The sequence below is a fragment of the Desulforhabdus amnigena genome (assembly GCF_027925305.1).
GTDB lineage: Bacteria > Desulfobacterota > Syntrophobacteria > Syntrophobacterales > Syntrophobacteraceae > Desulforhabdus > Desulforhabdus amnigena.
Genome location: NZ_BSDR01000001.1, coordinates 2,736,713 through 2,760,465 on the forward strand (window position 1 = coordinate 2,736,713; position 23,753 = coordinate 2,760,465).

Genomic DNA, 23,753 nt, shown 5'->3' on the forward strand with positions numbered 1-23,753 from the left:
GAAAGATCTTTATCAGGAAGCGCCCAATACGTTCATGGGGCATTTTTCATGCCGATTTTCCCCCACTCGAAAACCCGTGTCCACAGCGATGATATCCGCCACTTTCTTGTAGAGAGTGCGCAAAGGGATATCCGCAGGGCAGGCTTCTTCACACAGCCCACAGTCGATGCAGCGGCCGATCATATGAATCGCACGGGTCAGGTGAAAAATGGGATTCTCCGTGGGAAGTTCTCCCTTTTGAATCAGTTCAGGTTCTTCCAGACTGCATTCCTTGCAAAAACACATGGGGCAAATGTTACGGCAGCCATAACATTTGATACACCGGTCGAACTGGGCCATCCAGTACCGGAACCGATCCTCAACGGTCATGGAGTCGATCTCCTGCACTCTGGGATTGCCTGCCACGCCCTCGGTTTTCTCCCCAGCAACACACTGGTCCGGGTAAGGCTTGCTGCAGGAACACGCCTGAGCCAGTTCCGCACCGCATGCGATCCCAATGGGGATCACCCGTTCTTCTTGTAATTGATTCCACTTATAGAGTTCGATCAGCCCCCGTTCATCGCAGCCCCGCACCAGAACTGCGAAAGTTGCATCAGGATAACTTTGGGCCAAATGGATGAGCATCATATTGAGAGGATAACGTGCATCGCCCGGTTTATTTTTATCCCCGAGACTGAGATCCTCAAGTTCCTCCGGCTTCGTGAAGAGGTGCGGCTGAATGTGTCCGTTCTGTTCTCGAAGCCCGAGAAAACCCTGGATTTTCCCCTCTCCCAAAAGTTCTTTTACGCGATCGATGACTTTCTGTTTCATGTTCCGCCTTTATCTCTCACATGATTTTCACAATCCATCCCCATCCGGACCTCACGCCAAACGATATTTCCTGCCCAGATGTTCTGGACATTAAGACCCATGGGAACGATCTCTTTCGATTTTAAACAAAATGGATCCATGAGCAACATCATAAAGCAAACAGGTCCTGCGACATTCTGGAGATAGCCCATGAGAAAAAATTGCTGATGCGCTTCGATGTTTGCTGTGTCTTATCCCGCTTTTTTCAGCTTTCTGAGCGGAGACGGACCCAATTTTCTGAGGGTATCCACAAAGTCCCTGATCTCGGCGGCAAATTCCGGAGCTTCAGCCGAAGAAACCCATTTGGCGCGAAGCCGCTCCTCCTCTATTCCACTGAAAGCCAACAATTGCTTCAAAAATTGCACTCGCTTTTTGGTCGAATAATTACCGTACAGGTAATGGCAGTCTCCGAGGTGTCACCCACCGACGTAGACACCGTCTACGCCCTCCTGAAACGCCCGCAGGATATGGTGCGGGGATACGCTCGCGGAACACATCACTCGGATGATCCGGACATTCGACGGGTACTGCATACGACTGACCCCAGCCAGGTCAGCAGCGGCGTATGCTCACCAGGTACAGAGAAAACACAATATCTTGGGTTCAAACCCGCTTTCACTCATATAAAACCCTTTCTTGCCCGATCGATACCGGACAGAATCATCAGCATACCATGACCCGAATCTGAGACAGGAGCTGTCTCGGAGTAAACCCTTTGAGGGTAACACTTTGCGAGGGACAGGTTGACGCACAATTTCCGCATCCCTTGCACAAAATCGTATTCACCCGGCAAACGCCCTTTTCCGCGACAAACTGAATGGCTCCATACGGGCAGACTTCCAGACATCCTTTACACCCCACACAGGTATCGGCATTGATTTCCGCCACCAGAGGGCTCGTAATCAGCTTATCCTTGAAAAGAACAGTACCGGCTCTCGATGCGGCGCCAAGTCCCTGTGCCCGCGCTTCGGGAACCGTCGCAGGGTAGCGGGCGGTTCCGCAAAGAAAAATTCCGTCCGTTGCAAAATCCAGGGGACGCAGCTTGGCATGGGCTTCGAGGAAAAAGTGATTTTGATCTATGGGAATGCGCATGAGCTGGGAAATGGCCGGAACATCTTCATTAGCCACCAAGGGGGTGGAGAGAACGAGCAGATCAAATGGAATCTTCTCCACTTCTCCCATGAGGGGTTGATAGACTTCTACCACACCATCCTTCACCACGGGCGGGCGGGTGACATCGTACACATCATAATGGACCCCCTTTCCGCGCGATTCCCAGAACATTCGCTCATTGTCCGACCCGTACATCTGCATATCGCGATAGAGAATATGCACATACGCATCGGGATTCTGTTCTTTGATGTAGAGAGCATTTTTCACTGCCGTGAGGCAACAGATCCTGGAACAGTAGGGTCGCTCGGGCGACCTTGCCCCAACGCACTGGATCATGACGATCCGTTTGGCATCGAGAGGGCCCTTGCTGAGTTTTTCTTCCAGTTCTATCTGAGTGATGACGTTCTGACCGTTGTAGCCATAGAGTCCGACGGGCTTGAGGGGCTGCGCACCCGTAGCCACTACGATACAGCCCACCGTTTCCACGACTTCCGACCCTTTTTCGTCGCGCACCGTGGCTTCGTACATTCCGATGACCCCTTCCACAGCGGTCACCTGAGACGAGAGGTAGATTTTCAGATTGGGTTTCGATGTGACCCGTTGGATCACTTCTTCAACGAGTTCCGATGCCTTCTGCTTCTGGGGCGCAAGGAGGTTGATACGCCTCAGAAGTCCTCCCAGTTGCGGTTCTTTTTCCACGACCATCACTTCCATGCCCATGTCGGCCAAAGCCTCCGCAGCCGAAAGACCGGCCAGACCGCCGCCGATGACAAGGGCCCTGCGGACAAGGGACGACTCGATGTCCACCTGAGGTTCGAGAAAGGCCGCTTTGGCCACTCCCATCCGCACGAGATCCATGGCTTTTTGGGTGGCATCTTCACGTTCCTGCATATGCACCCAGGAACATTGGTCCCGAATATTCACCATTTCAAAGAGATACGGATTGAGCCCGGCCTGAGCGCACGCACTCTTGAAGAGGGGCTGATGGGTGCGGGGCGAACAGGATGCCACCACGACGCGGTTGAGCTTATGCTCCACAATCCCGTTGCGGATTTCCGAAATGCCCGCCTCTGAACAGGTATAGAGGTTTTCCTTCGTATACACCACGCCTGGCAGCGTGGAAGCGTATTCGGTCACCGCCTTGCAATCCAGATAGCCGGCAATGTTAGAACCGCAGTCGCAGATGAAGACCCCTATCCGCAGCTCTTCAGGGTTCGGATTCCCGATTTTTTCATTCTTTCCGTTCATGAAAATGATCTCCTTCAGGATGCAAGACGCAACGTCCCTGAACCTGACAGAACCTGTGCCGCGCGAGCGGCCGCACTGCTGGCCTGAGCCACCGATTCCGGAATATCCATGGGGCTTTGAGCGCAACCACACACAAAGACACCGGGACGCGTCGTATCCAGCGGCTGTGATGGACTTGTCGCAAAGAAACCGAATTCGTTGGTGGAAACCCCTACTATTTCTGCCATTTTCTTTGCCGATTCCGTCTGCTCACAGGCCGTGGCCAAGATCACCAGGTCCACCGGCAACTGCTTCACTTCACGCAGCATGGTGTCTTCATACCAGATCACGGGGGTATGGTCTTTTTTCTCCGTGATTTCGGCCACACGGCTTCGTATGTATTTGATACCCGATTCTGTGCCTCCACGGTTCCGATATTCCTCGAATCCTTTCCCTACCGCACGAATGTCCATTCCAAAAATGAAGACTTCGGCTTCCCGGTCGTGTTCGCAGGCAATGATGGCTTCCTTGATGGCATGCATGCAGCAAAAGCCTGAACAATGAGGATTGAACCGGTTGTCGCGCGAACCCACGCACTGGATGAAAGCCAGCTTGCGGGCAGAACCGATATGGGCGACCTTCTCCCGCGCCACTTCGACTTCTTTCTCCAGCTTGCGGTAGGCCTTTACCTCGTTGGCCCATTTGGCGTATTCATCCCCTTGAAGAGAACCGGATTCATACTGGGAATAGAATGCGTCCGAACTCAGATTGAACTGCTTCTCAAACCGCTCCAGCGCCCGCCCCATCTTCTGAAGGGACTTCTCCATTTCGGGAAGTTCATTCTTGAGCTTCAAATCGGAGAGGCGATAGAGATGACCATGGGTGGGGCCGCTGGCGGATAGAAGCCTCTCGAACTCGATAGCGGTAACGACATTGGGGAGACGCCCGTAGCCGTATTCCGGAATTCTTCGTGCGTCAAAAAGGTCGTAACCCGTGGCCAGGATGATGGCTCCCGCCTCAACTTCCAGCATCTGGTCTTTCTGCGTATAGTCAATGGCTCCAGCCTGGCAGACTTTGGCGCACACTCCACATTTTTTTCCAGGCTGAAAATTGCGACACTGGGTCGCATCGATGGTGAATACCGAAGGAATGCCCTGGGCAAAATACCGATAAATCGCCTTGGCAGTGCCCAGTCCCTCGTTAAAGGCATCCCTGGTGACTGTTGGACATTTTTCTGCACATGCTCCACAGCCCGTGCATTTGTTCTCGTCCACGTAACGGGCTTTTTTCCGGACCGTGAGCCGAAAATCACCGAGCTTTCCTTCAACCTTTTCCACTTCCGAATAGGCCAGCAACCGAATGTTGGGATGTCGACCGACATCCATCAGTTTCGGAGCCAGAATTCAGAGTGCACAATCATTGGTGGGGAATGTTTTGTCCAGCTGAGCCATTTTACCGCCAATACTCGGCAGACGCTCCACCAGATTCACTTTGAATCCCATTTCGGCAAGGTCCAGGGAAGCCTGGATACCCGCAATACCGCCGCCAATTACAACTACATCCCGATTCACGACTAGGATCTCCTTCCGGGTCCAAGGAAAGGGGGGATTGGGGTGCAAGAACCCCAATTATTCCTTTTCACCCTTAAATTCCATGTACTTCAAAAGAAAGGTATAAAGATCCGCTATATTCAGGTTCATGTCCGTATCATGTTGAGCACACGTGAGGTGAATACGGCACTTGGGGCAGGTAGTGATCAGTGTTCGAGCCCCTGTTCCCACCGCCTCCTCAAGCCGTTCTATCTGCATGGACTTGGAACACTTGGTACACTCTATCCATGCGCTGGTGCCACAGCAGAGAGCGTTTTCCCGGTTTCGTCCCATCTCTTCAAAGCGAATTTCGGGAATGAGCTTCAAAAGATCCCTTGGAGGCTCATAAATCCCCGCATTGCGCCCCAGGCGGCAAGGATCCTGGTAAGTGACGGCGCCATCCTCATCGGATACCGGCAGAAACGAAATGCCGGCGCCCGGAAGCTCTTGCGCCAGAAATTCCGTGATGTGAAGCACTTCGAAGGGGAGTTTCCCAAAATGCTTAGGGATTTGGTGCTTGAAAGTCGTATAACCCTCAGGGCACCCGAAGAGAACCGTTTTCGCCCCCGAAGCTCGAATAGCTTCGAGATTTTTCTCGGCGAGCTTTCGGAAGGTGGCTTCGTCCCCGCTCCACAAGGCATCATGGCCACAGCAGCGTTCATCCTCACTCATCACAGGCACAATGCCCATCCGGTTGAGAATAACGAGAATGCTCTTAGCCGTCTCGAGGGACCCGCCTCCGAAGGGCAGCGCCACATCAAAGTAAGGGGCGCAACCGACAAAATAAAAGATGTCTCCCGTCGGCTGAAACTTTCCCACCTCTTTGGCCCAATCCGTGCGATGCTGTTTTACATTGCGCGTCTGCAGGGAACTGATGGCCTGCAGAGTCCCATGATGGGTCAAATGCGGGAGATTGCCTTCCTTTCTGGCCAATTCGCGGTGCGTGCGGGCAAACTCCGGAAAATCGATCTGCACCGGACACCGGACACTGCATCGGGCACAGGTGAGACATGCCCACAGTTCCCTTCCCTGCAATACCGTTTCATCCCGGTCCATCAGGGTCCGCTTGATCATCTGACGAGGAGAAAAGGTGGGCAGAACCCGGCTGACGGGACAACTTCCCGTGCATACACCACATTCCATACAATAATTGATTTGTTCCTGACTGAGTTTCATAGCATATCCATTCAACAGGCTAAGGGGCATAAGGCGAGAGGCCAAGACTTCAGGCCGTTGCTTTCAGACTCTCACTTTCAGGACCTGTATTCGTTTCCGCCAGGGGATTCCTGCCCAACTCTTTCAGCAACTGAGTGAAAGAACGCACCTCTTCCGCAAAGATGGACCCTTCCGCCGACGAAATCCATTTCAAACGAAGGCGCCTTTCATCCACTCCAAGAAGTTTGAGGATTTTCCAGGTATCTTCAATCACTTTCTGACATTTCACATTACCATCCAGGTAATGACAGTCCCCGATGTGTCAACCGCTGACCAGTACGCCGTCGGCCCCCAATTCAAATGCTTTGAGAATAAAATCCGAAGAAACCCGGCCGGAACACATCACCCGGATCACCCGAATGTTCGGGGGGTATTGCAACCGACTGACTCCCGCCAGATCCGCACCGGCGTAAGCACACCAGTTGCAGCAAAATGCAATCAATTTGGGTTCAAACTCCGTACTCATTGATGTCCCTTCCTCTATTCTCCGCATATTTTTACCAGGTTTCCCTCTACACCGATTTCCCACCGGGTGGATGGATGCCGAGTGCAACGGCCTCGTAGAGCGTACAGCTCGGCATTACTCCCCTCTCATCCGGCACCGCTTACTTGCAAAGGGCAGCCTCCACCATGGTGAGCACTTCCTTGTCGTTAAAATGGCGGATGGCGGCCGCTCCTGTCGGGCATGCCACGGCACAGGCGCCACACCCCTTGCAGAGCGCTTCCTGAATTCTGGAGACGTACACGCCTTCGCTCACCTCCACCAATTGAGGGGCCCCGTAGGGGCACGCCTGCACACATTCTCCGCACCCCCGGCAAAGGCTTTCGTCTACCTGCGACACCACCCCTTCCACTTCGATGCTCTTTTGTGCGAGGATGGTGGCCGCTCGAGCCGCAGCGGCCTGAGCCTGGGCAATGCTTTCATCGATGGGCTTGGGATAATGGGCCAGGCCGCACAGGAAAATACCGTCCGTGGCAAAGTCTACAGGCCTCAGCTTCATGTGAACCTCCAGGAAAAAACCGTCCTGGCTGAGGGGCACCTTGAAGAGTTGACCCAGCTCTTCAGCTCCCCGCGTTTCAATGGCTGTGGCCAGTGTAATGAAATCGGGCCTGAGAACGATGGGCCGCCGGAGTATATGGTCCACCAGGGTGACTTCCAGTGCCCCTCCATCGGATTCCTTCACCACGGGTTTTTGTTCCAGCCCATAGCGAATGAAAATCACGCCGCGCCTGCGGGCTTCCTTGTAAAGGTCTTCCCGTTCTCCGTACGTTCGAATGTCTCTGTAAAGCACATAGACATCCATATCCGGATTGCGTTCCTTCAGTTCAACCGCCTTTTGAATGGAAAAAGTGCAACAGAGCCTGCTGCAGTGAGGGCGATCAGGTTCCCGCGACCCGACGCATTGAATGAAAACGGCGCTCCGGGCATTCTTCACGAGGTCGCTCTCCCAGGCCTCGTCCAATTCATGCCAGCGGAAAACCCGCTCGTTCTTGCCGTAGAGATACTCGTCGGTTTTGATGGAATGGGCGCCGGTGGCCAGAATGGTCACTCCGTGCTCCAACTCGCGCTCGCTCTCACTTCCATTTGAAACAATCGTCGTTTTGAAATTCCCCAGGAAACCGCCGGCGTTCTTGACACGAGCCCCCAAGTAGACATCGATGTTCTCATTCTCCTCGACCTCACGGATGAGATCGCCCAGGAAATCCGGTACGCTCTCATTTTTCCAGGTCCGGTGAATCTTGAGGGCATGACCGCCAAGTCTTTCTTTTTCCTCTACAATGTGAGCTTTGAATCCCTGTTTGGCTAGAGTGAGGGCGCTCACCATGCCCGCCACCCCGCCGCCCACCACCAGGGCCGCCGGGTTGACCGGAACCGAGGGCATGGGAAGGGGTTCGATGAGTGCGGCCCTGGCGACGGCCATGCGCACCAGGTCCTTTGCCTTTTCCGTGGCCCTGTCGGGGTCGGATGCATGAACCCAGGAGCACTGGTCCCGAATGTTGGCCTGTTCGAAAAGGTACTTGTTGAGGGAACTGTTGCGCAGTGTTTCCTGAAAGAGGGGCTCGTGGGTGCGGGGCGAACAGGCCGCCACGACCACGCGATTGAGGTTCTGTTCCTTGATGACCCGGACCAGCTTGTCCTGGGCATCCTGCGAACAGGAAAACAGATTTTCCTGAACATAGGCGACATTGGGAAGGGTTTTGGCATATTCAACCACTTCCGGCACCCGCACGACGTTGGAAATGTTTACCCCACAGTTGCAGACAAAAACCCCGATACGCGTGGGTTCCTCCCTGATGTCCCGCTCCGGGGGAAACGTCTTTTCATGAACCAGGGTGTGGCGCGCATCGGAGAGTTTGCTTGCCGCGGCACCGGCGACCGCCGACGCTTCCATGACCGAAGAAGGAATGTCCTTGGGCCCCTGGAGCACACCGCACGCGTAGATCCCCGGTCTGGATGTCTGCACCGGAGAAAAGCTGCTCGTCGCTACGAAGTTGTAATCGTTCAGTTCTACACCCAGCTTCTTGGCCAACTCTCGAACCTCGGGAGGAGATTCCAGGCCGGTGGAAAGCACGACCAGGTCGAATTCGTCTTCCATCTTGACGCCTTCGTCGTTTACATAAGCAAGGCGCAAATCGTCCGAACCGGCAACGCTCTCCACGCTATGAACACGGGAACGCACAAAACGGATGCCCAGTTCCTTGGCGCGATTGTAATACTGTTCGAACTCCTTCCCGTAAGTACGCATGTCCATAAAGAAGATGGCGGCCTCCAGGTCCCCTTTGGCGTGTTCCTTGGCGATGACCGCTTCCTTGATGGCATACATGCAGCAGACGCCCGAGCAGTACCCGTTGTCGCAGTTATTCAGCTGGCGCGACCCCACGCATTGAAGCCAGGCAATCCTTTTCGGTTCATGAGCATCTGCCTGCTTTTTCCTGAGCCTGGCGATCTCGGACTCGAGATGCTCCTTTTTTTTCATTATTTCAGGAGGTTTTTCGCCGCCTTTTTCCTCCGCCTGATTCAACTGCCTCTGCAATTTTTGAAGCTCTTTCTCAGCCTTTTCAATTTCCTCCCCGATCCCCATATCGGAAGGACGCTTGAGATGCCCGCCGGTGGGCCCACCCGCACTCAGCAATCTCTCGAACTCCATGGCAGTAACCACGTTGGGATGATTGCTGTAAGCATAAGTATCAAAACGGCTTGGATCGAAAGACTTGAATCCCGTGGCGAGAATGACGGCTCCCACCTCCAAATCCAGCAATTGCTCCTTTTGTTCGTAATTGACGGCATCCGCGGGACAGACCTTGGCACAAATGCCGCACTTCTTGCCGTGTCCCAGTTGACGGCAGTTTTCAGCATCGATGGCATATCCCGAGGGGATGGCCTGCGCATAGTATTTGTAAATGGCTTTGCGTTTGCCAAGTCCTTCATTGAAGGCATCTATCACCACGGTGGGACACTTTTCGGCACACGCTCCGCAGGAAATACACTTGTCCAGATCTACGTATCGGGGTTTTTGAAGGATTTTGACCCGGAAATGCCCTTCTTCACCGTCAAGGCTTTCCAATTTTGAATTCGTGAGAAGGTTGATGTTCAGATGCCGGCCGACCTCGACCAGCTTGGGTGAGATAATTCACATTGCGCAATCGTTGGTGGGAAAGGTCTTGTCCAACTGAGACATACCGCCCCCGATGGCCGGGCCCTTTTCAACAAGATGAACATAATAACCTGAATTGGCCAGGTCCAGGGATGCCTGCATCCCCGCGATCCCTCCCCCGATCACCAAAACCGAACCGATGTTTCCTTTGCCGAGCTCTCTGGTCGTCATACTTCCTCCCGAGCGAAAAAGATTTGGAGGCAAAAGGCCTTTTTCTTGAAGAATAACCCAGCCTTACTTGAAGCCGATCACAATCCGAATGCCGCCTTTTTCAGAAAAAGCGACATCCGGTGTAGGAAAGGCGATTTGTGGAACTTTTCTCAATAAAACGGGGAAATCACCGCGTACAAACCCTGAATTAAAAAGGAAACCGAGAAATGAAAACAAACCAGACGGAGTAAGATTTCGGGAAAGAACGGATCTACGGGTCTATAAGAGAGGAGAATTCAAGCACCACAACACAGCATCGAGAAAAATGAACTTTGAACGTTATTCACAACCGATTCAGATCAGCAAACGATATTTTTAAAACACATTCTTGCTGAAAAGGCTATAAAAAAACCACTTCTCAAATTTACCCAAAATTGACGGACTTAGGTTAACACAACTCTTGTAGGAATGCAATTATTTCGAATCGATCATGCAGAAGCGTAAATGGGGATTTCAAGAACGACTCACTCCCCAACATGTCATGAACATCCGGAATGTTCACCTCCAACAATGAAAATCACAGGTCGGGAAAAGAATCCCAACTCGCAGGCGGTGGATTTTCACGGTAATCTTCCACATGCGCGGTGGCTGAAAAGAGCAGACTTAAATCGAAAATTATCAACCAGTGCGAGCATATCTATTACCCGCAAATAATTCACATGGATCAGATCTATTCCCTCCTTCCACCTTGACCATTTACTGTTAACCGCATAACCTGTTAAAAGCTTACTGAAAAAAAGATATCTTGAAGAAACAACGTGAATCCCAGTCAAAGGAAAGCAGCACTCATGACACTTGTGGCAATTGTAGGAAGACCCAATGTAGGCAAATCTACATTGTTCAACAGAATAAGCAGAAAGACCAGTGCTCTTGTGGATGATTTCCCCGGAGTCACCCGCGACCGGAACTATGCGCAAATCACATGGGAGGGGAAATCCTTCGCTTTTGTCGATACGGGCGGCTATGTGAGCACCGACAGTTCCTTCATCGAAAAACAGGCCAGAGAACAGGTCCTGCTGGCACTGGAAGAAGCCGACATCATCCTTTTCGTGGCCGATGCAAAAACAGGACTTCATCCCGAGGACACTCTCCTTGTGGACATCCTGCGCCGCACGTCCAAGCCCATTTTCTATGCCGTCAACAAGATCGACGGTCCGGAACAGACGAGGCACCTGGCCGAATTTTATGAACTGGGTATCGACCGGCTCTATCCCATCAGTTCCGCCCACGGCTTCGGAATCGGCGAACTGATGACAGACCTTGCGGAATTGATTCCCGCCCCTCCGGAAGAAGTGGAGGAGACTGAAACCAACGAAATTCGCATTTCCATCGTGGGACGTCCCAACGTGGGAAAATCGACCCTCGTGAACCAGATCCTGGGGACTCAGCGCGTCATTGTCAGCCCCATTCCCGGCACGACACGCGATGCCGTAGACACGGCCTTCGAACGCCATGGGCAGAGGTTTGTGCTCATCGATACCGCAGGAATCCGGCGCAAGGGAAAAACCAGGGAAAAACTTGAAAAAATCAGCATCATCAAGGCATTGCAAAGCATTGAACGCAGTCACATAGCCATCATTCTCATCGATGCCACTGAAGGAGTTACAGACCAGGACCTCCACATTGCAGGGTACATTCAGGACCGCGCTCGAGGCTGTGTGATCGGAATCAACAAATGGGACGCCATAGACAAAGATCCCAAACGCACCAAGAGATTCATGGAAGAAGTGCGGGACCGCTTCCGGTTCTTTCCCTTCGCCCCCATTTTGACATTTTCCGCCATGACGGGCAAAAGGGTGTCGAAAATCCTCCCTACCGTCTCCGAAGTATTCGCCCAGTATAACCAGCGCATCACCACAGGTATCGTCAACCGCGCCCTCGAACAATCCCTGCAACGCCATGAACCTCCCATGGTGGGAGGACGCCGGCTCAAATTTTACTATGCCACCCAGGCATCCGTCCGTCCACCCACGTTCGTGCTCTTTTGCAACTATCCCGACCTGGTTCATTTTTCTTATGAACGGTTCTTGACCAATCAATTTCGGGAGGCGTTCAACCTGGACAAAACGCCCATCCGTCTGCTCTTCAGAGGACGACAGAAAGGAGCGGGAGAGGAGTGAACTACTATTTGGGCAAACCACGGCAGAACAAGAAAAAGCGCATCCTCATCCTGTTGCTGGCGCTCTTCCTTTCAGTAAGCGTTTCATACATGGTTTTCTCCCGGTTTCAAGCCCAAAAAGAGACATTTCAGCCAGCTCAGGAAACGATGAAAAGTGAATCTGAACCACTGGACCGTCCCGTCATTGGCCTGGTGACCCCTCTCTCGGGGCCCTTCAAGCGGGAAGGTGAATTTTTCAGGCAGGGCGCCGAACTGGCCTGGAAAGAACTTCAGAGCCAGGGGGTCCATGGAGATCTGACCGTTCTGGACAGCGGAAAGGAAGATGCTGAAACCATCCGGTCGGTAGAGGAATTCCTTTCCAACCCAAAGTCGGCCGTGCTGATGACTCACCTTCCCATGACTGTTCTCTCAAAAATCATTCCGGATTGTGAACGGCGGGGAATCATCCTTGTGGCCCCGGCCGGCTCCCATGAAAACCTGGTCGACAAACCCCGGGTGGTTTCTTTCATTCCATCCGACAGCAGTGAAGGCCGTTACGCGGCTCTGGTTGCGGGAGATCTTTCCGACGGAAAAAAGACCGCGATCCTTTTTGATCCCAGTCCTTACGGAGAAATCCTTCTTCAGGGGTTCCGAAAAGGCGCGAACAGCAAGATGCTGGATTTTCAGGAGATTCCATGTAAGACAGACGATCCCTCCCTTCAGAAAACGATTGCGGAAAAGCTCCATCCGGAAACATCCCTTGTCGTGCTGGCCGGCTCCCCTCTTTGGGGAACAGTTGTTGCGGACATCCTCGCGGAACAGGATTATAAAGGGCGCCTTCTCTTGCCCCAGAGCTACGAAAGAATGCCCCTGGAGGACCTTTCGGAGCATTTCGCCGGCCGGCTGTATGTTCTGAAACCCGTAGTGATCAAGGAATCGGGAAATACCGCCCTGGAAAATTTTCAGAAAGCGTTTGTGCAGGCTTACTGGAAAAGACCGAATGAACTGGCCCTGCTGGCTTATGACGCCGTTTGCTGGGTGGGATCTCCCTTGAAAGAGGGAATTCTGAGCAAGGAAGAGCTCTGGGATCGCCTGCGCAAGGGCACCAACGCAGGGGCGCCTTACCAGGGAGTTTCAGGAAAGATTTTCTTCGATACGGAGGGACGCATCCAACGCCCCATGGTCGTCACCATTTATCGGGACGGCAAGTTTGTTCCCGCGCCGGACCGGGAGGGATGATGAAAAAAGCCGCCCGCCCAACGTCTTATGCACTTCCAAGGCTATCCAATTCCAAAGAGAGTCTGCGAGGAAGCGACAGAACCGATTCCGCTTCCTCCATTTTTCCTCGCTTCCTGCAACCTGTCGCATAAATACGGCATTTGTTCTCGAGAGCACGGAAAGCGAGGCACCGCTGCTCCGCATTCAAGGGCTCCCGTTGAAGCAGGTTGACCAGCGACCTGATGCGGTAGATATCCAACGCTTCGACGGAAAAGGAAAGCTGATCGGCATGCCCTCCCCGTTTGACGATGAGGGAATCATCAAGGAGACCGAGAGGATAACGGTACCCGATGCGCAGCCAGAGGTCGTAATCCTCGCATGCGGGTAGAGATTCATCGAATGTCCCGACTTCCTGAAACAGCTCACGGTGGATGACAACAGCCGAAGGGCTTACGAGGCAACGTTCCAAAAGGAGGGGGAAAGCGTGCCCCTGAGGTTTCCGATGGTGCTTTTTGGGATTCAGGCGCTTCCCATTCCGCATCCAGATTTCTTCCGTCTGGCAGATGCGGATCCCGGGATTTTGAGAAAAAAAATCGAGCTGCGCCTTGAGCTTTCCGGGCAGCCAGAGGTCATCCGAATCGAGGAAAGCGATCCATTCGCCACCGGCCATCTGAATGCCCCTGTTTCGCGCAGCGCTCACCCCGCGGTGGGCTTGAAAAACCGAAACGATGGCTCCGCCGAAAGCCTGCAGCACAGAAGCGGTATCATCCGTGGACCCGTCATCCACCACGATCACTTCCATGGAAACCTCTCTCTGAGCAAGGACCGAGGCCACGGCCTCCCGGACGAACCGGCTGCGATTATATGTGGGAATAACGACCGTCACCATGCTCCTGGCATCCATCCCAAATCAAAGCCGAATATTCCTTCCGCGAAAATCTGCGCAATCTGTGAATCAAAACAGGACGAAAAGCCTGATTCCATCCTCCGGTCAGGTTGAAACGGCAGCAGAACGCCCCCTAAATCCCCACAACAGCATTCCAGAGCAGTGACAGCATTCCTATTCCCATCACACCCGATTCGATCAATGCCTCATGGGTTGGGTCTTCTTTCAAAGGATTTCTGTAGGACGCTCCCAGGTACCAGACATAAACTCCCACGAGAAAAACCATTAAAAGAGCGAAAGAATGCGCTACGCCGGTTGCAGATCCCACCAGCAGAGAAAGGCAGAGGAGTCCGAGCACTGCCATGATGAAACGCTTGGTCTTCTCTTCCCCCACCAGGACCACCAGCGTCTCCTTCCCTACGAGACGGTCTCCCTGCACGGCAAGCAGGTCGAGGAGAGCCGTTCTGGCCAGCACCAGGAGAAAAACGACCCAAAAAGCATAGATCAGAACGGAAAACGACCGGAAAAGGTCCGGCAGATGCGGGAGGAGCACCGTAACACAGGCCCACGCTATGGGAACGGAAAAAGTCTTTGAAGTGGGAATATCCTTGATTTTGAGAGCGGATAGATTCTGCCACCGAGCAGGCAAAATCAGGGGTACGGCATAAAGGACTCCCAGCAGCACGAAAACCGTCATGGCCAGGAAAGTCAGAATCCCGATGTTCAGAGCCAGCCACAGGGAAACCATGGTGGCGGCAATGCTCAGGCCGGTGAATGCATACCGCCATCTGTGGTAGAAAGCGGCGCGTCCCGGGTCATTGAGCTGAATGGCATTGCGATCCAGATAAATATTCAGTGAGTGAATGGCAAAGGCATAACAAGCCGCCATTCCGCTGCTCTCGGCAAGAGATCCGGAAAGCCCCGTCAAGGAGTGAGCAATGGAAGGGAGCAAGGCCGCCCCCAGGGCAACAAAAAAATTGCCGTACACCAGAAGGTTCAGTATCGTTTTGATTTTATGTTTAAAATCAAAATTTTGTGGCTGGATGGATTCCAGAAATCGAACCACATCCCGTATGATCCAGTTGGGCGTGGAAGCGCCCGCCGAAACACCCACGCGGGAATAACGGGCCATCTCCAGCCTATCGAGTTCGGCTTCCGTTTCGATGTGGAAGGTGGGCACGCCGCTCTCTCGGGCGATCTCAGCCAGCCTCACGGTGTTGCCGCTGTGGTGCCCCCCAACGATAACCATCGCATCCACCTGGGAGCAGAGTTCCCTTACCTCTGCCTGCCTCTCATGAGTTGACCCGCAGATGGTATTTTTGACGATTCCATTGGGATAGCGTTTGAGAAAACGGTCCTGAATTTCATTGAATATCTCTTCGTTTTGAGTCGTCTGGGCCACCAGGAGCACCTTATCCCAATCCGCAGGGAGCGCTTCCACCTGTTCGGGCTTGCTGATCACGACACCCCGGCCATCTGTGTATCCCATCAGGCCGATGACTTCCGCATGATCCGCATCTCCGGTGATGACCGTATGATATCCCCTGCGCGCATGCCGTTTGATGACTCCGTGGACTCTTGCCACACGTGTGCAGGTCGCATTGAGAAGAGTCGCTCCCAGGCGGTGCAGCTCCTGCCGTTCCTGAGGCGGAATTCCATGAGCCCGTATGACCACGTGTTTGTTGGCGCAATTTTCAATGTGGTTTTCCTCCCGGATTCCCTTTTCCTCCAGCATGGCCAGAACCTGTTTGTTGTGGATGAGAGGACCGTAGGTACAGATGCTCTCTCCGTCCTTACGTTTCTGAATGGCCTCCAGAGTCACCTCCAGAGCTTTCCGCACCCCCTTACAAAAACCCGCCGTTCTGGCTACAATCACTTGCATCGATATTTGTCCTCTCTCTCCAGGAATTTAAAATGGCACGAGTTTCAACAATCGGCAGTCTCCACCTCGGGGACTTTGAACGACAGGAAAGGCGCCTCCCTCTCCATCAGATCCTGAACCCAGCGAAGGAATACTTCCATCATTTCATCCTGCCGGTCCAGGTGCGACAAGTGGCCGCGGAGTCTTGCAGAATCGGGGCAACCCTTGGAATACCAGAGGAGCAGCTTCTTGAAATGGCCGGCTGATTTCGGCCTCTTTTCCCTGAAAGCCGCCACATGAGCCATGACCGTTTCAAGGAATTGCGTCCATCCCGGCAGAAGATCCCCGTTTACCGCATATCCCCAACGGGAGGCGATGACCCCGAGAAGCCAGGGATTTCCCTGAGTTGCCCTGCCGATCATGATGGCGTCGCATCCCGTTTGCCGAAACATTTCATCCGCCAGAAAGGGGCTGGTGATGTCTCCGTTTCCAATGACGGGAATATCCACAGCCGCCTTGACCTTCTGAATCCAGCTCCAATCCGCCTTGCCTCCATAAAACTGAACGGCGGTGCGGCCATGAACGGTAATGGCGTCCACTCCCGCCGAAGCGAGACGCTTTGCCACTTCTACAACGTTTGTGGAACGTTCGTCCCAACCCAGACGGACTTTCACCGTTACGGGAATCGAAACCGCCTTCCTGGTCTCTTCCACCATAAAAGCCAGGTGATCGGGGTCTTTCATGAGGCTCGCTCCGGCACCCTGCCTGGCAACCTTCTTGACGGGACAGCCGGCATTGATATCGAGCAGAGCCACACCCTTTCCTTCCAGCCGTCTTGCCGCCTCCGCCATCACCGAAGCATCCCGGCCGAAAAGCTGAACGGAAAGAGGCACTTTCACAGGGGGGTCCTGATTGCAAAGCTCCCATGTGGCGGGCTGCTCCCGCACTAACCCCTGAATGCTGACCATTTCCGTCATGACCATGCCCGCGCCATGTTGCGCCATGAGGTGGCGATAGACCTTATCCGTCACACCCGCCATGGGCGCCAGGATCAAGGGAGGGTCCACGACCACATTGCCGATCCGGAGAGGCGAAGGCTGAAATCCGTTAGAATTCGATTGCATCTGCTGTCCCGTTTTCATCTTTATTCGAGTTTCCGGCAAAGAAGATGCGTATCCTAACAATTTTGCAGCACATTGACAACAAGGGGCTCTGCCTTCCAGCAATCCGGCTGTGCCCTTGAAACACTTCGCCCAGTGGAAGTTGAATTCTTTCAACAGGCAGTTCGGACCCTGTGCACGAAGAGACAGACAATGGTCTTCCATATGAAAAACTTCCCGTGCAGGCGAGATAGCGGGGATGCTCTATGTCTAATGTCAAGGGCTGACCCCCTGAAACTGACCCCCTGAAAGGTCAGCGGCGATCACGTTCCCGCGCCGTCCGCTGGAGTGCCTGGTTGTACTTCTCGTCTCTCGCTGAGCCGTGGCTGGAGACTTTGGGAATTCTCCGGTAGAATTCGTAGAGGTCACTGACAATCTTAACTGCTTTCTCTATTTTCGTCATTTTCTTCTAACTCCGAAATATCGACACGATCCTGATCCGAGTTTCGGGACCTTTTCATCCAGATAATATCCCGCCTCGCGGCAACTGGCACCTGCCCTACCTCCGATTCAGCGACAACGGCATCTTGGATCACCCTCAAATGCTCATCGTCACTGGCCAGCAAAATATCGATCATGAGTTCGTCATGCCCCTCAACCTTCAGAAATCGATGAAGTATGAGGGTTGTATTGGTCAGCATCCAAGGCTCAGCCGTCTCTTCATAACCCAGCCTCTCTAAAGCCGTCTTCAAAAGATCCATATCCTTGTGATGTACCAAGAAATCAACGCCCCTGGTGAACCGAGGTCTACCATGAAACGCCAGAGCAATGCCACCTACTACCGCATACCTGATTCCAAGCTTATTGAGCATTGAAATCATCGAGAAAAATTCATCGTAGAGATTCATAAACTCTCATGCCTTTCTTTATGCAAAGCACAAAGCACCCCAAAATGAACGGATAACCGGCGGGGCGGCCCAAAAAAGGCAAATCGGCTCCCCTGCTGAAAAAGCTCTTCTCCGCATCCGCCCCTGAACGACAAACACACATGACAATTATAGGTTATCCCCCAATGACGGGGCGGTCACAATGAAGAATGAAAAAAGGCAATGCGATGCAAGGCGACAGGGAAGGCGGGAAGCGCTCTTGAGAAGCGATATTATCATGAGCTATAAACCATGAGCCTTTTTTCATATAAACAACATTTATGGATACAATACTCCCAACAAAGAGAGAGCTGCAATGAGAACTATGAAGGAATTCCGACCTATTAGTCCCGGCTGGGAAATTGGCTGTTTTGAGTTTGTGAAGCCTTTGCAGAACATTTCAATTCGAATTATGTCATTTGAGAGTGTATACTCGAGGATGCTGGCAAACAGGATCTAAAAACGAAATTTTTTATAGGTACCCTCCTGTTCCAGTGGCCGCATTTCCTGATGGCCATCGGGTCAGGTTCTCGCGCCTTTTTGATATGGGAAGATAAAAGAATTTTTCCGAGTGGAGCAAGCAATATGCCTTTATCTCCCCCAATTCCGGAGCAGAGGGCAGACATCCCATGAATTCCTCTGATACGATCGGTCTTGCCATACTGGGTGCCGTTCACATGGAGATGGAACCCTTTTTCCAGCTTTTCGGTTCATATCGAACGCATCGATTGTGCGGAGAATCTTTTCGGCTGGGCGAATGGGCGGGCCGCTTCCTCATAATGGGAACAACGGGAATCGGAAAGGTGAATGCGGCCGTCACAACCGCTGCACTTCTGGAACGTTTTGCCGTAAATACCGTCGTCAATGTTGGATGCGCGGGAGCCTACTCTGAAGGGCCGTTGCGGGTGGGAGACGTCCTGGTGACGCAGAATGCCCTCTGCGGAGATGAGGGCATTCTCACTACAGACGGCATTCATTCCTCGAGGGAGATGGGATTTCCCCTGTTGCTCCAGGGGGAAGAAACATTCTACGATGCCTTTCCTATGGATCGTGCCCCCTTGTTTCATAGAGTTCACGAGGAGATGCCTGAAGGGCTGTATCGAATGAACGGTCAGCCTCTTCCCGGACGTGATTCAATAAAAGATCAGGGACATGGCGGTAGATGCCTCCATGAGAGTTGTTCCGGGGTATCGGATTCCTGCCTGCCTGCCGCTTCTTGCTTGGAGCCGTCGTCCTCTAAGGAAGGCCGGAAAGAAAAATGCTTCCGCCTTGTATACGGCCCCAGCCTCACGGTGGGAATGGTGAGCGGCGATGCAGAGGTTGCGCATGCCCGCTTTTCACGGTATGAAGCATTTGCCGAAAATATGGAAGGCAGTGCCGTGGCGCAGACCTGTTTCCGATTCGATGTACCCGTTATGGAGTGCCGTGGAATCAGCAACATGGCGGGAGACCGGGACAAGAAAAACTGGGAACTGGGAAAAGCCATGTTTCACTGCCGCAGCATCGTTTTGAACTGGCTGCGGATCATTTAATGAAGGATTTCGATGTATGCTTCTACCTCAAAAATGCCGGATACTTTTCGCCGCCATGGAAGGCGGCGCTCCCTTTCCGGAGGATGTGGGTCTCGAGGAATACATGATTCTTCGTTTGCTCCCCACACAAAACGTCATTCCATCCCGTTCTTGGAGTGTGCGCCAATGCGGCTTAGCGGAGGCGACGCAGAGGAGCTCCAGAAAAGATTGGACCGGATATTTGTCGGGATCTGTAATAAGATGAGGGATAAATGAAACGGTCTCTAAACCTTGGATATTCACCCTGCCCCAATGACACCTACATTTTCTACGCACTGGCCGAAGGCCGGATCGATCTCGCCCCCTGCCGTTTCGAGATCCTGCTGGCCGACGTGGAGGAGCTCAACCGCCGGGCACGACAGAAGGCATTGGACATCACCAAGGTATCCATCCATGCCATCTTGCGTCTCCTGGAGGATTACTGGCTGCTGAGGGCCGGGGGAGCCATGGGACGGGGCTGCGGTCCCCTGGTGGTGGCGAAGCGGCCCACAACGATGGAGGAGCTCAGGAACAAAACCATCGCCATTCCAGGAAAGCTCACCACGGCGAATCTGCTCCTTCAACTGCAGGGAACGCACCGCGGACCCTGTGTAGAAATGCTTTTCAACGATATCATGCCTGCTGTGGCCGCGGGGCGGGTGGACGCGGGGGTCATCATTCACGAAGGCCGGTTCACCTATTCGGGCCTGGGGCTGCACCTGGTGCTGGACCTTGGAAGCTGGTGGGAAAAGGAGACGGGGCTTCCGCTTCCTCTGGGGGGAATCGTCATGAAACGAGACCTGGGGCATGACGCCGCCCGCTTCGTGGAAACAAAAATTCGTGAAAGCCTGCTTTACACCAGAACCAACCTCCAGGAAGCCTGGCCCTATATAAAAAGCCATGCTCAGGAGATGGAACCGGAAATCATTCGCAGGCACATCGATATGTTCGTCAACGATTTCAGCGTCGATGTGGGAGCGGAGGGGGAGCAGGCCACACGGTTCCTGTTGGAAGCGGCCGCCAGGCAGGAGAATCTGCCCATGCCCACCAAAGGAATTTTTTGGGATCAAAGCTGAGGCAGGAGCACATTTTGTGGATTTAGAACCTGTCCCTCCCCTTTGCCCGGCCCTGCTCTCACCCCCTCGCTCCATCCAGGTGGAAAGATCGACTGCATAAGATGTGGAACATATTACAATTTAAAATTATACGTCTCGCATGAGAGTGAACTCAACTCTCTTTGCGCGTTCAAATTCAACCGTAACGAGAAAGAAAAAAGAATGAGATCAAACACTCTGCGCTATTTTTTGTTTCCCTGCATGCTCCTGTCCGAAGGTGGATTTCGAAACCTTTCCGTGCTTTCCCCCCCCATGTCATTCCTCCAGGTGCTGCGCCCGCCTCTCATCCCACCCTGGGCGGAAGCACATTTTTCAGGCTGCCCCACCATCGAAGAGTCCGAAACACTGGAGAGGATCGGCCACCATTTGAAAGGTTATCAGGATCTTACAGGGCTTCGCGGCGGAGACAGCATCATGGCGTCCATGGCCCATGATTGGATCGCCACAGGTTCCGAAGAAAGCCGCCTCGAAATCCAGAGCAAGCTGAAAGGCAAGGGTTTTGAAAGCCTGCAGAGCGAAAGGGAGCGCCTCGTAGAAGCGGCAGTCTTCATGGAAATGGCCCGAGACCTGGAAGAAAGAGACCTGGAACTTTCAAAAAGCTACGCTCAGGTGGAACACCTGGAAAAGGAATTCCTAGATATCCTGGGAATCGAGAGCGGTGATGAAGGGGAGGACACCCTTGGAACATTGACACCACCTCTTGTTTCCGAGAGAAGCGCCTCCAATTTTATGCTCCCGCAGCGAATCACCTGCTGGTTCCGTTTGTTTTTCAAGAGAAACCCGGCAGAGCACCCCATCTTTGTGGCCAGTAACCGGGAAGTGCTTGAAGATCTTCTGGAAACGGTTGAAAGCGCATTCAAGCGTTCCGGAAACACGCTCACAACACTTCAGGTTCCGTTATTCAGCTTCCCCAAACTGGATTGCCTGCCTACGGACACATACCGGAAGTTACTGGAAGAAGTGGAAAAATCCAAGGATACAGAATCCTGTTTCCAAAGCCTCGAAGATCTGCTGAACGCCCCGCGGGATACAACTCTTCGTGAAAAATTTGCAGCGTCAGCCGAAAATTTGCGTCAAAGGGTGACGAACTTTTTGAGCAAAGCCGGATCGGCACAACTTGGAGAGACCGCGTTGACCCTCACTGCCCTCGAAAATTGCACTCATGACGAACTGTGGAAAAGCCTGGATAAGAAGGGTTACAGTGCCGGGCAAGGTGCAAATCTGCCGAAATCTTTGCCGGTATTTCTCTGCCTGGGCTGATGGAAACAACTTGCCCCTTCATTTTTGGATCACAATTTCCCGGAACGAAAAATGGAGAGGACGAGCCAGAGCCCCAGGACCGTAGCGACCATGTAACCCAGGACTCCCAGTAGGGCGGTGAGGGGAAGGGTCTGAAGTCCCATGAAATCTATGGTGAGATCGAGAATTTTCTGGCCGGAATTGAGAACCATGGCCCCCGCGATGATGGATGCGGCAATGATCATGCCGACGGTCAGCCGGTTCACCCCTTTTTCCAGCTGCCCACCCAGGTCTTCAAATCCCGTGTGCTGCATTTCCACCCGCTGCTTCCCTTTGGCGGTCTGCCTCAGGATGTCATGGACGAACTTGGGCACCGATTTCATGTAATTGCCCGTAATACGGGCGTCTCTACCCATGTTCTTCAGCATGCTTCTGGCATCGATCCCCCGCTGGAGCAATTCCCTGGCATAGGGTTTGGTGACTTCCAGAATGCTGGCATCGCTGCCGAGAATTTTTCCCAGGGCCTCCGTCTGGATGAAGGTCTTGAGAAGGAGCATGAGATTTCTCGGAAGATGAACATGGTACTTGAGCACCAGCCCCATCACCTGGTCATAGACATCCCGCACGGAAATGTTCTGGAGGGAGCGCCCGTAGAAGGCTTCACTCACGTCCTTGAGATCGATCCGGAAAGCGGCCAGATCCATGGTTTCTTCATTGATGAGTCCCGCTTCCTGAAGGGCATCCATGATCATGTCGTAGTCGTGTTCGGCATAACCCAGGAAGAGGTTGGCGATCTGGCGCATGGTTTCGTCGTCCAGGTAGCCGGTGATTCCGAAGTCAACCAGGCTCACGCGGCCGTCGTACATGACGATGGTGTTTCCGGGATGCGGGTCCGCGTGGAAAAATCCAAACTTCATGAGCTGCCGCGAAAAGGACCGCAGACCGATGAGGGCCACTTCTTTGGGATCGATGCCATGGGCTCGAATGGTTTCCACATCGTCCATCTTGATACCATCGATGTGTTCCATGACCAGAACGGATTTTGTGGTCTGATCCCAGTAGACCTTAGGGATGTAAATCTCGTCTATTTCTTTGAAATTGCCGGCAAATTTCTCGATGCTTCCAGCCTCGATGAGCATGTCCAACTCCCGGAAGATGATCCGTTCGAACTCCTTCACGAGATTGACCGCTCCAATGATTCTTCCGACTTCAAAGGAGCCTTCGACTTTTTCCGCCAGGTTGTACATGAGCTGGATGTCTTCCCGGATCTTTTTATCGATTCCAGGCCGAATGATCTTCACCGCAACCTTTTCCCCCGTAAAGAGCCTGGCGATGTGCACCTGCCCCACGGAAGCCGCCGCGATGGACTGAGGATCGAACTCGGCAAAGAGCTCGTCCAGGGGGCGTTTCAGTTCCCTTTCGATCACACCCTTCACATCGTCGAAGGGGATTGGAGGAACATGGTCCTGAAGTTTTTTGAATTCCTCAATGTAGTCGGGCGGGAAAAGATCGGCCCGCGTGCTCATGAGCTGCCCCAGTTTGACAAAGCTCGGCCCCAGCTCTTCCAGTACCAGACGAATGCGCCTGGGGGAAGGGAATCCGGATTTTAAAAGGATGTCTCCATCTTCCGAGCCGCGCGTTTTCCTCTCTTTCACACTGAAAAGGCGTTCCACCGCGTCACCCATTCCGTGTTTCAGGAGCACTCGGGTAATGGTTCCGAATCTTCTGATTCCCCTTATACTGGATAATCTTCTGGAAAATTTCATACCCATTTTTCCTTCGCGGATCGTAGTTCATGGCTCATGGCTGAGGGTTCATGTCTTGTAAGTTGACATTGTCAGATTTCATCTGAACCACGGAGACACGGAGAACACGGAGATTTCATTTAAAGGTCTTTCTCT

At 53.1% G+C, this 23,753-nt stretch carries 18 protein-coding genes; 5 read left to right on the forward strand and 13 right to left on the reverse strand.

The features are described 5' to 3' along the window. Nucleotides 1-12 precede the first annotated feature (12 nt). The 7 genes from QMG16_RS11680 to QMG16_RS19590 all read right to left on the reverse strand — a co-directional run bounded on the left by QMG16_RS11680 (nucleotide 13) and on the right by QMG16_RS19590 (nucleotide 9,820). Entirely contained in the window at nucleotides 13-810 is a 798-nt protein-coding gene (locus tag QMG16_RS11680) for a 4Fe-4S binding protein (RefSeq protein WP_281794392.1), read from the reverse strand. Between the two features lie 230 nt (nucleotides 811-1,040). Beyond that, nucleotides 1,041-1,472, reverse strand: coding sequence for a hydrogenase iron-sulfur subunit (locus QMG16_RS11685; protein WP_281794393.1), 432 nt, complete (start codon nucleotides 1,470-1,472; stop codon nucleotides 1,041-1,043). A gap of 40 nt (nucleotides 1,473-1,512) precedes the next feature. Beyond that, on the reverse strand, nucleotides 1,513-3,210 hold the full coding sequence (locus QMG16_RS11690) for a CoB--CoM heterodisulfide reductase iron-sulfur subunit A family protein (RefSeq protein WP_281794394.1): 1,698 nt from the start codon (nucleotides 3,208-3,210) through the stop codon (nucleotides 1,513-1,515). A 14-nt stretch (nucleotides 3,211-3,224) separates the two neighbouring features. Continuing rightward, on the reverse strand, nucleotides 3,225-4,760 hold the full coding sequence (locus QMG16_RS11695; RefSeq protein WP_281794395.1) for a CoB--CoM heterodisulfide reductase iron-sulfur subunit A family protein: 1,536 nt from the start codon (nucleotides 4,758-4,760) through the stop codon (nucleotides 3,225-3,227). A gap of 57 nt (nucleotides 4,761-4,817) precedes the next feature. After that, entirely contained in the window at nucleotides 4,818-5,954 is a 1,137-nt protein-coding gene (locus tag QMG16_RS11700; protein WP_281794396.1) for a (Fe-S)-binding protein, read from the reverse strand. A 49-nt stretch (nucleotides 5,955-6,003) separates the two neighbouring features. Continuing rightward, nucleotides 6,004-6,459 (reverse strand): hydrogenase iron-sulfur subunit, encoded by a 456-nt coding sequence (locus QMG16_RS11705; protein WP_281794398.1) that lies wholly within the window; start codon nucleotides 6,457-6,459, stop codon nucleotides 6,004-6,006. Nucleotides 6,460-6,598: 139 nt separating this feature from the next. Next, the gene (locus QMG16_RS19590; protein WP_373878673.1) at nucleotides 6,599-9,820 is read right to left on the reverse strand and encodes an FAD-dependent oxidoreductase; all 3,222 of its coding nucleotides are present in this window, start codon (nucleotides 9,818-9,820) and stop codon (nucleotides 6,599-6,601) included. Nucleotides 9,821-10,647: 827 nt separating this feature from the next. On the opposite strand from QMG16_RS19590, the gene der reads away from it, so the two are divergent. After that, complete coding sequence (gene der / locus QMG16_RS11720) at nucleotides 10,648-11,979, forward strand: ribosome biogenesis GTPase Der (protein ID WP_281794400.1); 1,332 nt, start codon at nucleotides 10,648-10,650, stop codon at nucleotides 11,977-11,979. Continuing rightward, on the forward strand, nucleotides 11,976-13,196 hold the full coding sequence (locus QMG16_RS11725) for an ABC transporter substrate-binding protein (protein WP_281794402.1): 1,221 nt from the start codon (nucleotides 11,976-11,978) through the stop codon (nucleotides 13,194-13,196). Before der ends, QMG16_RS11725 begins: the two co-directional genes overlap by 4 nt. Before the next feature lie 25 nt (nucleotides 13,197-13,221). Here the strand turns inward: QMG16_RS11725 and QMG16_RS11730 are convergent, their stop codons facing one another. From QMG16_RS11730 to QMG16_RS11750, 5 genes are all read right to left on the reverse strand, one after another. Then, nucleotides 13,222-14,064 carry a glycosyltransferase gene (locus QMG16_RS11730; RefSeq protein WP_281794404.1) on the reverse strand — a complete coding sequence of 281 codons (843 nt, stop codon included), beginning with the start codon at nucleotides 14,062-14,064 and terminating at the stop codon, nucleotides 13,222-13,224. Between the two features lie 130 nt (nucleotides 14,065-14,194). Next, on the reverse strand, nucleotides 14,195-15,943 hold the full coding sequence (ispH, locus tag QMG16_RS11735) for a 4-hydroxy-3-methylbut-2-enyl diphosphate reductase (protein ID WP_281794406.1): 1,749 nt from the start codon (nucleotides 15,941-15,943) through the stop codon (nucleotides 14,195-14,197). Between the two features lie 44 nt (nucleotides 15,944-15,987). Then, nucleotides 15,988-17,046, reverse strand: coding sequence for a tRNA dihydrouridine synthase DusB (gene dusB, locus QMG16_RS11740; protein ID WP_281794408.1), 1,059 nt, complete (start codon nucleotides 17,044-17,046; stop codon nucleotides 15,988-15,990). 289 nt (nucleotides 17,047-17,335) lie between these two features. After that, complete coding sequence (locus tag QMG16_RS11745) at nucleotides 17,336-17,485, reverse strand: hypothetical protein (RefSeq protein ID WP_281794410.1); 150 nt, start codon at nucleotides 17,483-17,485, stop codon at nucleotides 17,336-17,338. Next, on the reverse strand, nucleotides 17,460-17,930 hold the full coding sequence (locus QMG16_RS11750) for a nucleotidyltransferase family protein (protein ID WP_281794411.1): 471 nt from the start codon (nucleotides 17,928-17,930) through the stop codon (nucleotides 17,460-17,462). The genes QMG16_RS11745 and QMG16_RS11750 overlap by 26 nt, the downstream gene beginning before the upstream one ends. Before the next feature lie 647 nt (nucleotides 17,931-18,577). Between QMG16_RS11750 and QMG16_RS11755 the strand changes: the two genes are divergently transcribed. The 3 genes from QMG16_RS11755 (at nucleotide 18,578) to QMG16_RS11765 (ending at nucleotide 21,873) form a co-directional block, all read left to right on the forward strand. Continuing rightward, a complete protein-coding gene (locus QMG16_RS11755) occupies nucleotides 18,578-19,480 on the forward strand; it encodes a phosphorylase family protein (RefSeq protein WP_281794412.1) in 903 nt (300 codons plus the stop codon). Between the two features lie 251 nt (nucleotides 19,481-19,731). Beyond that, on the forward strand, nucleotides 19,732-20,574 hold the full coding sequence (locus tag QMG16_RS11760) for a 1,4-dihydroxy-6-naphtoate synthase (protein WP_281794413.1): 843 nt from the start codon (nucleotides 19,732-19,734) through the stop codon (nucleotides 20,572-20,574). 201 nt (nucleotides 20,575-20,775) lie between these two features. Further along, entirely contained in the window at nucleotides 20,776-21,873 is a 1,098-nt protein-coding gene (locus tag QMG16_RS11765; RefSeq protein ID WP_281794414.1) for a hypothetical protein, read from the forward strand. 29 nt (nucleotides 21,874-21,902) lie between these two features. On the opposite strand, the gene QMG16_RS11770 is transcribed toward QMG16_RS11765, so the two are convergent. Continuing rightward, nucleotides 21,903-23,618 (reverse strand): ABC1 kinase family protein, encoded by a 1,716-nt coding sequence (locus QMG16_RS11770; protein WP_281794416.1) that lies wholly within the window; start codon nucleotides 23,616-23,618, stop codon nucleotides 21,903-21,905. Nucleotides 23,619-23,753: the final 135 nt, after the last annotated feature.

What these genes read in the sequence shown, in the direction of transcription:
- QMG16_RS11765 (WP_281794414.1), top strand. Translation starts at nt 20,776, where the DNA reads ATGAGATCAAACACTCTGCGCTATTTTTTGTTTCCCTGCATGCTCCTG.
- QMG16_RS11700 (WP_281794396.1), bottom strand. Translation starts at nt 5,954, where the DNA reads ATGAAACTCAGTCAGGAACAAATCAATTATTGTATGGAATGTGGTGTA.
- ispH (WP_281794406.1), bottom strand. Translation starts at nt 15,943, where the DNA reads ATGCAAGTGATTGTAGCCAGAACGGCGGGTTTTTGTAAGGGGGTGCGG.
- QMG16_RS11760 (WP_281794413.1), top strand. Translation starts at nt 19,732, where the DNA reads ATGAAACGGTCTCTAAACCTTGGATATTCACCCTGCCCCAATGACACC.
- QMG16_RS11750 (WP_281794411.1), bottom strand. Translation starts at nt 17,930, where the DNA reads ATGAATCTCTACGATGAATTTTTCTCGATGATTTCAATGCTCAATAAG.
- QMG16_RS11770 (WP_281794416.1), bottom strand. Translation starts at nt 23,618, where the DNA reads ATGAAATTTTCCAGAAGATTATCCAGTATAAGGGGAATCAGAAGATTC.
- der (WP_281794400.1), top strand. Translation starts at nt 10,648, where the DNA reads ATGACACTTGTGGCAATTGTAGGAAGACCCAATGTAGGCAAATCTACA.
- QMG16_RS11745 (WP_281794410.1), bottom strand. Translation starts at nt 17,485, where the DNA reads ATGACGAAAATAGAGAAAGCAGTTAAGATTGTCAGTGACCTCTACGAA.
- QMG16_RS11680 (WP_281794392.1), bottom strand. Translation starts at nt 810, where the DNA reads ATGAAACAGAAAGTCATCGATCGCGTAAAAGAACTTTTGGGAGAGGGG.
- QMG16_RS11755 (WP_281794412.1), top strand. Translation starts at nt 18,578, where the DNA reads ATGAATTCCTCTGATACGATCGGTCTTGCCATACTGGGTGCCGTTCAC.
- QMG16_RS11730 (WP_281794404.1), bottom strand. Translation starts at nt 14,064, where the DNA reads ATGGTGACGGTCGTTATTCCCACATATAATCGCAGCCGGTTCGTCCGG.
- QMG16_RS11690 (WP_281794394.1), bottom strand. Translation starts at nt 3,210, where the DNA reads ATGAACGGAAAGAATGAAAAAATCGGGAATCCGAACCCTGAAGAGCTG.
- dusB (WP_281794408.1), bottom strand. Translation starts at nt 17,046, where the DNA reads ATGCAATCGAATTCTAACGGATTTCAGCCTTCGCCTCTCCGGATCGGC.